Origin of the sequence: Nocardiopsis alba (assembly GCF_000710955.1) — a bacterium.
GTDB classification, from domain to species: domain Bacteria; phylum Actinomycetota; class Actinomycetes; order Streptosporangiales; family Streptosporangiaceae; genus Nocardiopsis; species Nocardiopsis alba.
This window is the reverse complement of the sequence record NZ_BAZE01000002.1, coordinates 219,582-234,631: the sequence shown is the minus strand read 5'-3', so window position 1 is coordinate 234,631 and position 15,050 is coordinate 219,582. Positions and strand designations below refer to the sequence as shown.

Sequence of the window (15,050 nt, the reverse complement as noted above, 5' to 3'; positions counted from 1 at the left end):
AACGTAGCACTGTCGTGACTTTGTGTTGGGCGTGTCGTGGGGTGTGTCGTGGGCTCATGTGTGGTGGCGGGGGTGGATGAGTCCGGCGTCGTAGGCGGCGATGACGGCTTGGGTGCGGTCGCGGACGCCGAGTTTGGTGAGGGTGTGGGAGACGTGGGTCTTGATGGTCTGGACGCCCAGGTGGAGGTGGGTGGCGATCTCGGCGTTGGTGAGGCCTTGGGCGATGAGGGTGAGGGTCTGGGCTTCGCGTTCGGTGAGGGTGGCCACGGCGCGGGCGGCGGGGGTGGGTGCGTGGTGGGGGGGTCGGGTGGCGGCGAGGGTGCGCAGTGTGGTGGGGAACAGGAGGGTGTCGCCGCGGTGGACGATGCGGATGGCGGCGAGGATGTCCTCGGGCGGGGTGCGTTTGAGGAGGAAGCCTTGGGCTCCGGCGCGTAGGGCGTCCCAGACGTGGTCGTCGTTGTCGAAGGTGGTGATGACGATGACGCGGGGTGGGCGGGGGGTGCGTTGGAGGGTGTGGGTGGCCTGGATGCCGTCGAGGCCGGGCATGCGCACGTCCATGAGGACGATGTGGGGTCGGGTGCGTTCGACGAGGTCGGGGACGTCGGCTCCGTCGGCGGCCTGGCCGGTGACCTCCATGTCGGGTTCGGCGTCGATGAGGGCGGCCAGGCCGGTGCGGATGAGGTGTTCGTCGTCGATGAGGTTGATCCGGATCATCGGGTGTCTTTCCAGGTCAGGTGGAGTGTGGTGGTCCATTGGTCGTGGTGGGGGCCGTGGGTGAGGGTGGCGCCGATCAGGTGGGCGCGTTCGCGCATGCCGTGGAGTCCGTGTCCTCCGCGGGTGGGGTGGCGTCGTCGGGGTCGGTGGGGTGTGGGCAGGGGGTTGGTGAGTGTGAGGGTGAGTGAGGTGGGGGTGGTTTTGAGGGTGAGGGTGAGGGGTTGGTGGGGTGCGTGGCGTAGGGCGTTGGTGAGGGCTTCTTGGGTGATGCGGTAGGTCTCGCGGGAGAGCAGGGTGGGGATGTGGTCGAGGGGTCCGTCGATGTGGCTGGTCAGGTCGGTTCCGGTGTGGCGGGTGGCCTGGGTCAGGTGGGGTAGGTGGGTCAGGTCGGGGGGTGGGGTGCATGGGGTGGGGGTGTCCTGGCGTAGGAGTCCGAGGGCGTGGTCGAGGTCGGCGGTGGCGGTGCGGGCGGTGTCGGCGATGTGGGTGAGGGCTTGGCGGGCGAAGTCGGGGTCGGTGTCCAGGAGGCGGGCGGCGGTGGCGGCTTGGAGGGTGACCACGGACAGGGCGTGGCCGAGGCCGTCGTGGAGTTCGCGGGCCAGGCGGTTGCGTTCGGCGAGGCGGTGGGCGTGGGCTTGGGCCGCGGCCAGTCGGTCGGTGGGGGTGGGGCCGAGGAGGTGGGGTGCGATTTTGGTGAGGAGTCGGCCGGTGAGGGCGATGGTGTGGATGAGTGCGAGGAGCCAGAGCAGGGCCAGGGGTGGGCCCAGGTAGGGGTGGGTGGGGGTGAGGGGGGTGGCGGTGCCGTGGTCGAGGGGGGCCAGGGTCAGGAGGGCGGCTTCGGTGAGGGCGACCATGGTGGCGACGCAGGCGAGGAGGCCGATGGTGAGGTGGAGGTGGAGCCAGAGGGTGGGGCGTAGGCGGCCGCTGGTGGGGGTGGTGTCGTGGAGGATGCCCAGGGCGTGGGCGAGGTGGTGTTGTCCGGTGCGGGTGGCGGGGATGAGGGCGGTGGCGGTGATGAGGGTGAGGCCGATGGCCAGGGCGAGGGTGAGGGTGAGTCCGGTGGGGGTGGGTGGGGTGGTGGTGTCGGTGATGAGGGAGGCCAGGACGAGGGAGGCCATGAGGTAGGGGGTGGCCAGGGCGCCGCCGATGATGAGGTGGGCCCAGTGTCGGTAGGTGCGCGGGCTGGTCAGGGCGCCCAGGGGTGGGATGGGGGCGGTCATGGTGTGGATGGTGGCATGTTCGGGTGGGGTGTGGGGGTTCGGTGTGGGGTTTAGGGTGGTGTGACCCCCCGTGCGGATGTGTTGCGCCGAGTCACGTTTGTTGATTTCTGGTCTGTGGCGCACCCCTTTGTGAAGTGTGACCGATCTTTCGTCCTATGGTGGGGCTCGTGACAGGCAGTGAGACGTCGCCCGGTGAGGCGGCACAGAAGAAGGACGGGTCGGGGCTGGCGCACGGGTTGCGCCGCCGGCACATGACGTTGATCGCGATCGGCGGTTCGGTGGGTGCCGGGCTGTTCGTGGGGTCGGGCGCGGTGATCCAGACCGCGGGGCCGGCGGCGGTGTTGTCCTACGCGTTGGCGGGCGCCCTGGTGTTCTTGACCCTGCGGGCCTTGGGCGAGATGGTCGTGTCGGTTCCGGCCGGTGGGAGTTTCTCCGACTACGCGCGGTTGGCGTTCGGGCCCAGGGCGGGTTTCGCCATCGGGTGGGTCTATTGGTGGATGTACGCGGTGTTGGTGGCGGCCGAGTCGGTGGCCGGGGCCACGATCCTGGCCCAGTGGGTGGATCTGCCCGGTTGGGTTTTGGCGTTGACGGTTCTGTTGGCGATGACGGTGGCCAATCTGATCTCGGTGCGGGTCTTCGCTGAGACGGAGTCGTTGTTCTCGCTGATCAAGGTCGCCACGATCGTGGCGTTCTTGCTGGTGGGCGGCTTGTACGCGTTGGGTCTGTGGAGTGGTTCGCAAGGGTCGACGGTGTCGAACCTGTGGGATCTGGGCGGGTTCGCCCCCAATGGCTGGGTCGCGGTGTTGGGTGCCACGGTGGTGGTGTTGTTCGCCTTCGGTGGGGTGGAGATCATCACGATCGCGGCGGGTGAGAGTTCCGAGCCCGAGCGGGGGGTGGCCTCGGCGGTCACCAACGTGCTGTGGCGGATCGGGTTGTTCTACGTGGCCTCCATCCTGGTGGTGGTGATGGTGGTGCCGTGGAACTCCTCCGATCTGGATCGGAGTCCGTTCGTGGTGGTCATGGAGACGGTGGGTATCCCGGGCGCGGCGTTGATCATGGAGATCGTGGTGTTGATCGCGGTGTTGAGCGTGTTGAACGCCGCGATGTACACCTCGTCGCGGATGTTGTTCATGCTCACCCGTCAGGGTGACGCTCCGGCGGTGTTGCGGGGCACGAATCGGCGTGGTGTGCCGGTGCGGGCGATCCTGTTGGGCACCGTGGTGGGGTACGCGGCGGTGGTCGCCGACTATGTGGCGCCGGGTCAGGTGTTCCATTTCCTGGTGGCCTCGATCGGCGCGATCCTGTTGGTGTTGTTCTTGACGATCTGCGCTTCGCAGTTGGTGGTGGGTGCGCGGGTGCGTCGTCGGGCGCCGGAGCGGTTGACGTTGCGGATGTGGGCGTTCCCGTATCTGACGTGGGCGACGTTGTTGGGTCTGGTGGGGATCTTCGTGGCGATGGCGACGTTGCCGCAGCATCGTGAGGCGCTGTGGGCGTCGGTGGGTGCCGTGGTGGTGGCGTTGGTGGCCTATGAGGGGCGTCGTCGTTGGGGTCGGAGCGCGCCGAGTCGTCTGGTGTTGGGTGTGCGTGAGCGTGCCACGCCCGAGGAGTTGGAGCGGATCGCGGGTAAGGGGGGCTCCTCCCCCGCCGGTGGGTGATGTGTTCGTGGTGTTCGGTGGCGTCGTGTCCGGTGCGGGTGCGGCGCCACCGGTGTGTGGTATCACCGGCGCGGTACACCCTTTTGTGGTGGTTTGTCTAGGTGGTGTCGATGGTGCCGAAGCGGGGTTTTGTCGCTAGGGTGCTGCGCAACCCTTGAGAGGAGCACCCCCGTGCGACATTTCGTCGGCTTCCTGTCGGGCCTGATCCTTGGTCCGGTCCTGTTGTTGTTGACCGGCTGGGCCTTCTCCCACCTGCGCGGTCTGCACGCGGTCGGTACCGCCGTGCTTCAGGGCACCGGTCCGGTCGCCCTGGCCGGTCTGGTGGGCGTGGGATTGTTGGTGGCCCTGGTCGCGGTCCCCCCGCGGCTGACCCCGATGCTGCCCTTCGGTGCCGCCCTGGTCCTGGGCGGTCTGAGCGCCGTGGCCCTGACCCGTATGCATCTGGTGGAGCGTCTGCCGGTGCTGCCCGGGAGCGAGGGCGCCCTGGTGCTGTTGCCCCTGGGCGTGTTCGTGCCCTTGGCGTTGCTGTTGGCGGCGCCGGTGTTCGTGGGCGGGCGTTGGGTCCGTGACGATGACGAGGGGCCCACCAAAGAGGAGTACTTCGACGGCCTCTATGAGGACGATGATGAAGAGGAGCGTTCGGCGCGCGCCGAGCCGGTGCCCGCGCGCTCCGCTGCCCGACATCGGGCGCGGGACTGACCCGTCGGGGCGGCCCCGTTCTCGGACCGTGGGGTCCGGGGGCGGGGCCGTCTCGTGTGTTCGGGGGGGCTTCAGCGCCAGGCGGGTCCCCAGCCGCTGCTCTGGGAGACGCCCTTGGGCAGGGGCGGCAGTGAGGGGCCGGTGTCGGCGGTGGGCGAGGGGGTGGCCCGGGTGCCGTCGGGGGGTGTGGCGTCGGGGTCCGGGGCGGGTTCGGGTCGGTTCGGGTCGGTGGGGGGTTCGAGTGTGGCCGGGGCGGTGGGGGGCGTGGTCGCCTCCTCCTCGTCCTGGTGGGTGGTGGGCGGGTTCTCGGCGGGGGCGACCCGGCTCCACCATCGGTGGGCCTCCTCGGCGCTCAGTTCCGATTCGACCTCCAGCCAGCCGCGGACCTGGGGGTGGCGTCGTCCGGCCTTCCAGGAGCGGGGGTGGGTGGGGGTCTCCAGGATCAGGACGTGTTCGCCGTCGATGGTGGGGATCTCCGCGGGCAGGCCTTCGTTCCATACCCAGGAGCCGTCGTGGGCGACCAGGTTCCACCAGCCGTGTACGAGGTCGGCTTCGGGGTCGACGGGGGCGTGGCGGTAGGAGGCGCTCCAGCGCGGGTCGGGGGTGTGTCCGGCCAGGCCTTGGCCATGGGGGCCGATGAGGGCGTCGGCGAGCAGGGTGTGGAGTTGGAGGTTGTCGCCGATGCCGTCGAACAGGACGCGGAAGCCGCGTTCGGAGGCCCGGTCCAGGACCAGGGCGGAGGTGGCCTCGGCCATGCGCAGCAGGGTGCGGATCTGGTCGAATTCGGTGAGCAGGTCGCTGAGCTGGTTGGTGATGGCGACCAGTTCGGCGTGCAGGGAGGGGTCGCGGCGGATGTGGGCGCGGACCTCGGAGTGGGCGAGCATGGTCTTGGCGGCCAGGCCGTGGCGTTGGATGGTCCACCAGCACATGGTGGCGGCTGGGGCGTCGGGGCCCAGGTCGGCGGCCACGCGGGTCTCGGCGTCGGCGGTGACGGCCTCGGGGGCGGGTGGGGTGCCGCCTCCGGTGCGTTCCCAGGCGCGGGCGAAGGCGATGGCGCCCTTGCCCATGGTGCGCAGTAGGTGGAGGATCTCGATTCCGGCGGGTCCGGGGTCGGTGCCGGTCTCGACGAGGGCTCCGGCGATCACGGCCAGGTCGGCGACGATGCCGGGGGCGGCGTGGTCGGTGGCCAGGAGGGGGGCCAGGGCCTCCAGGGCCAGTTCGCGTTCGGCGACGGGGATCTGTGGGGCCAGGAGGTAGACCTTGTGGACGGCCGGTGGGAACTGGTGGGGGTCTGTGGCGACGGAGGCGTCGATCAGTGCTTGGAACGCTGCGCGAAACTCGTCGACCATAGGTCCGTCCCCTTTCTCACGCGACCAACCTAATGCCTCATCAGGGCAGGTTCGCACGTTAACGGGCTATATCGGGTGTTGCGGGTGTGTTTGTTGGTGTTTCGAGATGAGGTCGGTCGGGCCGGTGAAGGGGGGTCACAGGCCCAGTCGGGTGACCGCGTTGTCCTCGAGCGGGTTGGCGGTGCGGATGTAGTCGTGCACCGTGCCCGGGTTGGTCCATCGGCCCTGGCGCATGATCTCGCGGTCCGCGGCCCCGCCCAGGGCGGCCTGGGTGGCGAACCCGGCGCGCAGGGAGTGGCCGCCGAAGTCGTCGGGGTCCAGGCCCGCGCGTTGAGCGTAGCGTTTGACCAGGTCGCCGATGGCGCGAGGGGACATGGAGCGTTCGGCGACGCGTCCGTGTCGGTCCACCGAGGGCAGTAGTGGGCGTCCGGTGCCGTCGGCCGGGGTGAGGCGTTCCAGCCCGGAGCAGGAGTGCGCTCCGGTGGGCGGGGTGGGGGGCGTGTGCTCCAGGTGGTTGCGCAGGGCGTGGGCGCCGTGGTCGCGCAGCAGCTCGATCAGACGCGTCCAGTCGGTCAGGGCGCAGATCGGGCAGGTGGCGCGGTGGCGGCCGCGCGGGAGGGCGACCTGTTGGTTCTTGCGGCCCTCCTGGTCGGTCTTGGTGGTGTGCAGGGACACCACCAGGGTGGGGGCTCCGTCGACGGGGTCCTTGACCAGGGTCAGGTCGTCGAAGGTCAGGGCGGCCAGTTCGGAGCGGCGTAGCGCTCCGGCGAAGCCGGTCAGCAGCAGGACGGCGTCGCGTCGGCGGGCCACTCCCCCGGGGTGTCCGTCCTGGGGGCGTACCGCGAGCAGGGCCTCCAGGGTCGAGAGCAGGACGGGGGCCTTGCGGCGGGGGCGGGCCTTATGGGTGCGGCGGATTCCGCGCAGGGTCATGCGCACCACTTCGGCGCGGGTGGGCGAGTCCAGGCCGTGGGCGCCGTGGACGGCGGCGATGGCGGCGGCGCGTCGTTCCAGGGTGGAGGGGGCCAGGGGGCGTCCGGTCCCCTCTCCGTTCTGGGCGCATGCGGCCAGGTAGACGGCCACGTCCACGGGGTCGGCCGGTAGCGAGGTGCGGCCTTCGGTCAGGCACCAGGCGCCGAAGGCGGTCCAGTCGGCGCGGTAGGCGCGCAGGGTGGCCGGTGATTGGGCGTTGGCCAGGAAGCGGCCCAGGAGTCGGGCCTGTTCGGTGTCGAAGCGTTCGCGGACCCGTTCCAGGGCGCGGGTGTCGACCAGGACGTTGTGGTCCAGATGACGCAGGCGGCTGCGTACGGGGACCGGGAGCGGGCTGTCGGTGTCGGTGGTGTCCACGGGGTCCATTGTGGCCTGGGGCGGGTCGGGGCGCGTGAAGGCGTGCGGGTGGGTCGGGGCGCTCAGCCGAACAGGTGGGCGATGACGGCGTCCCAGAGTTCGTTGGGCGGGGCGACCAGCAGTAGGAGGGTCACCGACAGGGCCAGGGCCACACCGAAGGCGATGGCGGCCATGCGTCGTCGTAGCGCCAGGGCGCACACCGTGCCCAGGGCGGGGACGCCCCAGGCGAAGACCAGGAGCCAGATGAGGGCGTTGCCGATGGCGCGCATGGTCCGGTCGGTGTGTTCGGCGATCACCTCTTGTGCGGTCTGGGGGTCCTCCAGGCGCGGGTCCATGGGGTCCACGCCGGTGTCCAGGCCGGCGAAGAGCAGCGCGGCCAGGGCCATGGGGGTGCCCAGGGCCCACAGGATCCACAGCAGGACCCACAGCGCGGTCACTCTGCGGTCGGGTGGTGAGGCGATCACCGCCGGGGTGCGTTTGAGCGGCCGCTTGTCGGGTGTGGTGCCCGGGGCCACACGGCCGGCCTCGGTGGGCGCGGGTGTGGTCCGGGCGCGGTCCTGGCGGGTGCGGCGGCTCTTGCGTTTCTTGGGTGACACGCCCGGGAGCCTACCCGGCCGAGCGCAGGAGGTGGATGACCACCACGAACACCACGGGCCACAGGAGTAGGGCCAGGGACCACAGGGCGGCGCGGCGGTCGCCGGCGACGGTGGCCACGGCGGCGGCCAGGAAGGGGATGCCGACGGCGGCGCCGAAGGCGAGGGTGAACCATTCGGCGGCCGAGCCGGCGTGGGAGTCGGCGTCCAATCCCATCAGGTATCCGAAGGGGCCCGCGGCCAGGGCGAACAGGGCCAGGAGGCACAGGACGACGCGGATACCGGTGGGGTGGCGGGTGTTGCGGCCGCCGCCGGGGGCGGAGGGACGTTCAGACACGGGGGCCGTGGGGCCTTTCGACGAATACGGGTGGTGGGCCGGATCGTTGGGGCGCGGCGGGGTGCGCCGCGCGGGTGTCGTGGCGCACACCAGAACGAGGTCCCGTTCGTGGGGCGGGACGGCGTGGTGTGCCACGTAAAACGTACTCCACCGGGCAGGTGTCCGAAACCGTGGAGCGGGGTGTCCTCAAGTGTGGTTCCAGGGGCGGGCGTGGTGGGTCAGTCCGGTGAAGGAGGCCAGGAGGCGGAGTTCGTCCACGGTGCGGGGCGCGGTGGTGAGCAGGTCGGGCGAGTAGACGACCAGGGCCAGGAGTTGGGCGCGGGAGAGGGCGACGTTGAGTCGGTTGCGGTCCAGGACGAAGGAGGGGCCTCGGCTGGTCTCGGCGGCGTTGGAGACGGTCATGGAGCAGATGACGGCGGCGGCCTCCTGGCCTTGGAAGCGGTCGACGGTGCCCACGCGTACGCCTTCGAGGGCGGGGTGGTCCTGGGCGGCGTGGGCCAGGGCCTGGCGCAGGGAGCGTACTTGGAGGTTGTAGGGGGCCACGACGAGGATGTCGGCGCCGGTGAGGGGGCGTGGGTCCTGGTCGGGGTCGAGGGTGAGGTGTTCCTCGGTCAGGCGTAGTGCGGCGGCCACGACCGCCTCGACCTCTTCGGGGCTGTGGGTGGTGCGGCCGGTGTGGTGGACGGGGTGGGCGTACACGCCCGCCTCCAGGTGGTGGAGGCGGCGTCGGGCGGTGGTGGGGTGGGCTTGGAGTCGGCCTTGGTAGGACAGGGTGGAGACGGGGGCGCACACGTTCGGGTGCATGCGTCGGGTCTGGTCGAGGAAGTAGCCCAGGGCGGGGTCGATGATGGCCTGGCCGTCCATGAGGTGTTGCAGGGCCGAGGCGTCGGCGCCGTCGGTGTGCACTCCTTGGACGACCTGGGGCAGTTGGCGGGGGTCGCCGAGCAGGACGAGGTCGTGGGCGGAGGCGGACACGGCCAGGGTGTCGGCGAGGGCGAACTGGCCGGCCTCGTCGATGATCATCACGTCCAGGGGGTCGGCGATGGTGTCGGCGCCGGACATGCCCCAGGCGGTGCCGCCGATGAGGACGGGCTGTCCTTGGGCGGCGCGTTTGGTGCGCCAGTTGGCCAGGACCTGTTGGCTCGAGGGCTGGTACCAGGGGGCGTCGGGGTCCTTCTTGCCGCCGCGGGGGCGTTTGGCGGCCTCGATGGCCAGGCCTTGTTCGTTCGCGGCGCGCAGGGCGGCGCTCATGACGTTCTCGACGGCCTTGTGGCCGGTGGAGCAGACGCCGACGCTGCGGCCCTTGGCGATCAGGTGGGTGATCAGGCGTGCGGCCAGGTAGGTCTTGCCGGCTCCGGGTGGGCCTTGGACGGCGAGGTAGGAGTGGTCGAGGCGGTCCACGGCGGTGATGGCGGCGTCGATGAGGTCGTCGTGGTGGGCGGGGTCGGGCAGGGGGCCCGGGGGGTCCAGGCGGGGTGGGGTGCGGCGTAGGACGTCCAGGCCGGCGTGGCGGGGCCAGTCGGGCAGGGTGTGGGCGGCGGTGTGGGCGACCGTCTCCAGGGCGCCGTCCTTGGGTTTGGGGTCGACCGGGGAACCGGGCAGGACGGCGATGGGGGCGCTGGAGGTGATCTGTTCGGGTGGGGCGGTCTCGATGAGGGTGAGGGCGTCGGGTTCGGCCTTGAGGACCTTGGCGGGGCGGGTGGTGGCGCTCTGTCCGGGGGCGGCCGGGTGCAGTAGGTGGACGCTCTCGCCGGTGGTGAAGGGGTTGGGGTGGGCGCGGTCCAGGCGCATGGCGACCTCGCGGCGGGCGTTGCGGCGTTTGCCGGTGGGGTGTTCCCACTCCCCCACGTGGGCCTGCCAGGGCACGGCGCAGTTGCCGTCGGTCTCCAGTTCGTGCAGGGGTGCGTTGGAGCGTTGGAAGTGTTCGCGCCAGGGCGGGCTGTTCTCGCGCCGGTAGTAGCCGACCAGGGCGGCCAGGGTGGCGCGGGGGTGGTCGGCGTCGGTGCGCTGTTCGGGTTGTTCGGGCACGCCGTCGAGGAGGGGTTCGGTCAGGGCGGCGTGGCGGGCGTCCCTTTCGGCGCGTTTGCGGGCGCGTTCGGCCTCTTCCTCGGTGATCTCGATCTGGAGGAGGGGGCGTGTGGTGATGCCCTGGTCGGCGCGGTGGCCTTCCAGCCAGTCGCGTAGGCGTGCGGTGGAGTGGCAGTCGTCGCGGTTGTAGGCGGCGATGTCGTCCAGGACGCGGGCGGCGGTGTCGGTGTCGCCGTCCTGGTGGGCGCGCAGGTAGGCGGCGTAGGCGTCGATGCTGGAGGCGGCGGTGGTGACGCCTCCGTCGCGGGCGGTGTCCAGGTAGAGGGGTTCGAGGTACTTGATGGAGTAGGAGCGTTGGGATACGCGCAGGCTCTTGCGGACCACGGTGTACAGGTCGATGAGCCGGTTCTGGCGTAGGAGCCGGTCGACCTCCTCTTCGCGGGTGGCGTAGGCGGAGCTGAGGTGTTTGAGCCGGTCCACCTCGTAGGAGGCGTAGTGGTAGATGTGGGCGCCCTCGTCCGCGTCGATGCGGGCGGTGACGAAGTCGACGAAGTCCTCCAGGGCCTTCTTCTCCTGGGCGCGGTCGTGGGCCCAGAAGGTGTGGAAGGTCTCGTGTCCGTCGGGGTCCTCGGTGGTGGCGCCGAAGAGGTATTCGAGGCCGCGTCCGTCCTGGTGGGAGTGGTAGGGGTAGCCCTCCATGTCGAAGAAGACGTCGCCGGTGGAGGGGGCGGGCAGGGAGGCGAGTCCGTCGGGTGAGAACACTTCGGCGCTGACCCGCCCTTGGGGGTCGTGGGCGGTGCGAGTGGTGTCCTGGCGGACCTGGAGGGCGGCCTGGGCGCGGAGTTGTTCGAAGGAGCGTCGGGGCAGGGTGGTGGGGCGGTCCTGGTCGGTGACGCGGGCCAGGGCGTCGATGGTGGTGATGCCGGCGTCGGCGAGTTTGGCGGCCTGGTCGGTGCGCAGGCCGGCGACCAGGGACAGGTGGCGGGCGGCGACGCGGCCTTGGGAGCACCAGGTGGTGTAGCCGCAGCCGTCGCAGGCGGGTCGGGGTTCGCCCCAGGTGGGGGTGGGCAGGGCGGGTTCGCGTGCCAGGCGTTCCAGGAGGCGGGTGGTGATGGTGGCCAGGATGGGGGTGAATTCGGCGGTGGGCAGGGTGCGGGTGTGCCGGTCGCCGGTGATCAGGTGCATGTGGTGGGGGGTGTGGCCGGACAGGGTGGCGACGGCGTCGGCGTAGGCGGCGAGTTGGACGACGGCGGCGGGTCCGGGGTCGCGGGCGAGTTTGGTGTCCCAGGGTTCGTAGGTGGCGGGCCCGGTGTGGTCGGGTCGGGGTTCGCCGGTGGCGGGGTCCAGGTCGGAGCGGATGAGGAAGTCGGCGCGTCCGTGGAAGGCGACCCGGTCGGTGAGGGGGTGGTGGAAGCTGGCCTGGTAGATGACGGGGACGCGGGCTTCCATGGCGCGGGCGGTGGCGTGCGCGGCCTCGGCCAGGGAGTGGTCGTCGGGGGCGGGGGCGTCGATGGTGGTGACGTCGCCGAACAGGTCGGTGAGGCGGTCGAGTTCGTCGGTCTCGTGGGTGTGGCCGTGGTGGGCGACGAGGGGGTCGACGGGTTCGGGGCGGGGGGCTCCGGGCAGGTGTGCGGCCAGGGCGGTCTTGAGGGCGCTGCGGTGGTCGCATTCGAGGGTGTCGACCAGGTCGGTGGGTGAGACGACCCATCCGGTCGTGGTGCGGAACAAGGTCCGGGCTCCCCTGGGGTCGGTTGTGGTGGCGTACGGGGGTCGTGCCACGTGGGGGTGGCGTCGCGGCTCTCACCTGCGGTGGGGGTGGGGCCTTGGGCGGGATTGTACGCGTCGAGGGGCCCGGGGGTGGTGGTTCTGGGCGGGGGCGGCGGGAAACGACGCGCGCCCCGGACCGTGGTGGTCCGGGGCGCGCGTGGTGGAGCGGTGGCAGGGGCGGGTGTCAGCCCACGACCTCCCAGTCGACGGTGCCGACGCCGGCTCCGGTGCCGATGATCTCGTCGAAGGCGGCCGTGGACAGGTCCAGGCAGCGTCCGGAGATGTAGGGTCCGCGGTCGTTGATGCGGACCGTCACCGACTTGCCGTTGGAGGGGTTGGTGACCCGCACCATGGTGTCGAAGGGCAGGGTCTTGTGGGCGGCCGTCATGCCGTAGGTGTCGAAGGTCTCTCCGTTGGCGGTGGTGGCTCCGTGGAAGCCGTCTCCGTAGAAGGAGGCCTGGCAGGTGCCGCCCTCGCCGGTGCCCTGTCCGCCGCCGGAGGAGGCGGAGGTGTCCGAGCCGCCGGTGTCGGTGGACTCGGTGCTCTGGGTCTCGGGTTCGGGGTCGGGCTCTTCCCGGATGGCCGGGCCCGAGGCGCTCTGGCTGGTAGTGGCCTGGGCGCGGGCCTGTTCGGCGCGTTCCAGGAGTTCGGGGTCGCGTTCGGTGTCGCCCTCGGCGGCCACGAGCGGGTCGGGCTGGGCCTGGGGGATGGTCACCGTGCTGGTGGCGTCGCCCGGGTCCGCGCCGGAGACGATGACGGCGGTCGCGGCGCCGCCGCCCACGACCAGGGTCAGTCCGGCGGCCGAGGCCACGATCATCGCGCGTTTGCGGCGCGAGCGTTTTGCGGCGCGGCGGGGGCCCAGGGGTGTCTCGGCCGGGCCTGTGGCGGCGGCGAGGTCGTCCATGGGGTCGTCCACCGGTGGGTTCTGGGGCTCGTGTTTGCCCACAACGCAGTCCTTCGAACGGGAACAGGGCAGGGCGGCCGCCTCCTGGCGCGTGTCCCCTTCGGGGGGTCGAAGGGTGTCGACGCTCCTGGGGGTGCGGGGTCCACGGGTGTGGGCCGGGCACGGGCGGAGCCGGGACCGCCGGCGTTTGGCGTTGCACGGGGTCTGGGCGCAGAGCTTAGGGGTAACGCGAGAGTAACGGTACCGGAAAGAGGGGGTTTGTGGAACTTATCACCCGGTGGGTGTGCGTCGCGGGGGGAGATGGCCGTTGAACAGGGACTTCGCCGGATCGGGGAGTTCTCGGCCGTCGAGTTCGGCCACGGCGCGGGACAGGGAGGGGTTGTCCAGGTGGCCTCCGACGGTGCGGATCATGTCGGCCATGGTGGGCAGGAGTGGGGCTCCGAGGGCGGTGACGGCGTAGCGGGTGGCCACGGCGGGGGTGCGTGAGGCGCCGGCCCAGCAGTGCAGGAGGACGCGTCGGCCTTGGGCGCGCAGGTCGGTGACGGCCGCGGCGGCCTCGTTCAGGGTGAAGTGGAGGTTGGCGTTGGCGGCGGAGGAGTCGTGCAGCCAGAAGCGGAGCCAGTCGTGGTGGGGCAGGTGGGGCGCGTCGTCGGGGTGGGTGCGGCACAGGGAGACGACCGTGTCCACTGCGTGGGGGTTGTTTCTGAGGTATTCCATGTCGCCGAGCAGGACGTGGGGGTCCAGGGGGTGGGGGACGGCGAAGGAGGGGAAGGTGTGTCCGTCCTCGCTGTTCAGGGGCGCGAGCGGCCAGCGCTCTTCGTCGGGGGTGGGGCCGGCCAGGAGTAGCGCCTCGGTGGTGGGGGTGTGGGGGTCGGTGTGCGCGCCGATGCCGCGCAGGGCCCGGGCGGGCAGGGCGGAGGCGCCCCAGAGCGCTCCGGCCAGCGCCCCGGTGTAGAGGGCGGTGGGCAGGTCGTGGGCGTGGTGGGCGGCGCGGACGGCCTGGACGAGGTGGTCGCAGGCGAAGGAGCCGCGTGCGGGGTCGTGCGGGGTGGGGGGTGTGCGGGTCAGGGCCTTCCAGGAGGCGCCGCGCGGGTCGTGGTGGGGGGCGTCGTCGAGTTCGGGGAGGTGTTCGGGCGGGGTTCCGGTGCGGGCCAGGGCTCGTAGGGCCCGGACCCAGGCCCGGTCGGTGGGGTCGGTGGGCGGGTGGGGTGTCTCCTCTCTGGTGGTGAGTTCCTCCAGGGCGGCGCGGGTGAGCCGTTCCAGGGCGGGGGGCGGGTGTGGTTTCGCGTGGGGGGCCTCCAGGGCGGCCGCGGCGGGTGCGCCCAGTAGGGCTCCGACTGCGCGGTCGTGGCGGGGGCGTTCGTGGGGGCGTGGGGTCATGGGTGCTCCTGGGTGCGGTGTGGGTCCGAGGGGGTCTCTACCCGCTGGTGGTGAGGAGGGCACACGGGTCGCCTTTTGTGGTCAAGCGTGTACATATCGTGGTGGTGTGCTGTGGACAGGCAGGGTCGGGTCGGTGAGGATGTGGAGGATGGTCACCTTCGATCTTTCTCCTTCGGCGCGTGCCCTGGCCGCTCTGTCGGCTCTGGCTGTGGGGGACGCCTTCGGTTCTCGGCTGGCCGACCCCGACCATGGGGGTTCGATCCCCGATCGGATCCCGCCCTGGGGCCCATGGCGGTGGAGCGACGACACCGAGATGGCGGCGTCGGTCCACGCCGAGGTGGTGCGCGGCCAGGGGGTGGACCCGGACCGGTTGGCCGCCTCCTTCGTGCGTCGTCACGACTCCGGGCGTGGCTATGGGGCCGGGACCGAACGTCTGTTGCGTGAGGCCGCCGGGGGCCGTGAGCTGCGTGAGGCGGCGGCGCGGGCCTTCGACGGCGCCGGTTCGTGGGGCAACGGGGCGGCGATGCGGGTGGCGCCGTTGGGCGCCTACTTCGCCGACGATCTGGAGCGGGTGGTGGAGCAGGCGCGGGTGAGCGCGCGTGTCACCCACACCCACCCCGAGGCGGTGGAGGGCGCGGTGGCGGTCGCGGTGGCCGCGGCCCTGATGGCCCGACACGAGTGGTGGGGGCCGGGCCGGTTCCTGGACCGGGTGGCCGAGGCGCTCGAGCCGGGCCCGGTGCGCGAGGGTGTGCGCGACGCGCGTGCGTTGCTGGTCTCCTCCGACCCGTTGGGCGCGGCCACGGAGTTGGGGTCGGGGGCATCGGCGCGGGCAGTGGACACGGTGCCCTTCGCGTTGTGGGTGGTGGCCCGCTATCGGGGCGGGCTCGAGTCGGCGTTGTGGGCGACGGTGGCGCCGGGCGGGGACATGGACACCACGTGCGCGATCGTGGCGGGGGTGCTGGGGGCGGGTTCCTCGGGCGCTCCGGCCTCGCGTGAGTGGTCCTCTCGGGTGGAGGCGTTGCCGTCCTGGGCCCTGGCCGGTGAGGGCGTGGGGCTCTAG

General features: G+C 71.6%; 12 protein-coding genes. 3 read left to right on the top strand and 9 right to left on the bottom strand.

Going from position 1 to position 15,050, the window contains the following annotated elements; all coding sequences use genetic code 11:
- Window positions 1-54: 54 nt before the first annotated feature.
- Both TR33_RS04520 and TR33_RS04515 read right to left on the bottom strand, forming a co-directional pair.
- Entirely contained in the window at window positions 55-714 is a 660-nt protein-coding gene (locus tag TR33_RS04520) for a response regulator (protein ID WP_042281652.1), read from the bottom strand.
- Window positions 711-1,934, bottom strand: a complete 1,224-nt coding sequence (locus TR33_RS04515; RefSeq protein WP_042281650.1) for a sensor histidine kinase — start codon at window positions 1,932-1,934, stop codon at window positions 711-713. The genes TR33_RS04520 and TR33_RS04515 overlap by 4 nt, the downstream gene beginning before the upstream one ends.
- A gap of 251 nt (window positions 1,935-2,185) precedes the next feature.
- Here TR33_RS04515 and TR33_RS04510 point away from each other — a divergent pair, with 251 nt between their 5' ends.
- Together TR33_RS04510 and TR33_RS04505 are read left to right on the top strand one after the other, a co-directional pair.
- Window positions 2,186-3,589, top strand: coding sequence for an amino acid permease (locus TR33_RS04510; protein ID WP_042281648.1), 1,404 nt, complete (start codon window positions 2,186-2,188; stop codon window positions 3,587-3,589).
- A 171-nt stretch (window positions 3,590-3,760) separates the two neighbouring features.
- Window positions 3,761-4,288, top strand: coding sequence for a hypothetical protein (locus tag TR33_RS04505; protein WP_014910567.1), 528 nt, complete (start codon window positions 3,761-3,763; stop codon window positions 4,286-4,288).
- Between the two features lie 71 nt (window positions 4,289-4,359).
- On the opposite strand, the gene TR33_RS04500 is transcribed toward TR33_RS04505, so the two are convergent.
- The 7 genes from TR33_RS04500 to TR33_RS04470 all read right to left on the bottom strand — a co-directional run bounded on the left by TR33_RS04500 (window position 4,360) and on the right by TR33_RS04470 (window position 13,990).
- Entirely contained in the window at window positions 4,360-5,637 is a 1,278-nt protein-coding gene (locus TR33_RS04500) for a hypothetical protein (protein ID WP_042281646.1), read from the bottom strand.
- Between the two features lie 135 nt (window positions 5,638-5,772).
- The gene (locus TR33_RS04495) at window positions 5,773-6,990 is read right to left on the bottom strand and encodes a site-specific integrase (protein WP_017534818.1); all 1,218 of its coding nucleotides are present in this window, start codon (window positions 6,988-6,990) and stop codon (window positions 5,773-5,775) included.
- Between the two features lie 53 nt (window positions 6,991-7,043).
- Window positions 7,044-7,577 (bottom strand): hypothetical protein, encoded by a 534-nt coding sequence (locus TR33_RS04490; RefSeq protein ID WP_017534819.1) that lies wholly within the window; start codon window positions 7,575-7,577, stop codon window positions 7,044-7,046.
- A 10-nt stretch (window positions 7,578-7,587) separates the two neighbouring features.
- Window positions 7,588-7,911 (bottom strand): hypothetical protein, encoded by a 324-nt coding sequence (locus TR33_RS04485; RefSeq protein ID WP_014911955.1) that lies wholly within the window; start codon window positions 7,909-7,911, stop codon window positions 7,588-7,590.
- 186 nt (window positions 7,912-8,097) lie between these two features.
- Window positions 8,098-11,667 (bottom strand): TM0106 family RecB-like putative nuclease, encoded by a 3,570-nt coding sequence (locus TR33_RS04480; protein WP_042281643.1) that lies wholly within the window; start codon window positions 11,665-11,667, stop codon window positions 8,098-8,100.
- Between the two features lie 223 nt (window positions 11,668-11,890).
- Window positions 11,891-12,652 carry a septal ring lytic transglycosylase RlpA family protein gene (locus tag TR33_RS04475; RefSeq protein ID WP_017534821.1) on the bottom strand — a complete coding sequence of 254 codons (762 nt, stop codon included), beginning with the start codon at window positions 12,650-12,652 and terminating at the stop codon, window positions 11,891-11,893.
- Between the two features lie 228 nt (window positions 12,653-12,880).
- Complete coding sequence (locus tag TR33_RS04470) at window positions 12,881-13,990, bottom strand: protein-tyrosine phosphatase family protein (RefSeq protein ID WP_042281641.1); 1,110 nt, start codon at window positions 13,988-13,990, stop codon at window positions 12,881-12,883.
- Window positions 13,991-14,138: 148 nt separating this feature from the next.
- On the opposite strand from TR33_RS04470, the gene TR33_RS04465 reads away from it, so the two are divergent.
- Window positions 14,139-15,050: an ADP-ribosylglycohydrolase family protein gene (locus tag TR33_RS04465; RefSeq protein ID WP_042281639.1), complete on the top strand. Its 912-nt coding sequence runs from the start codon at window positions 14,139-14,141 to the stop codon at window positions 15,048-15,050.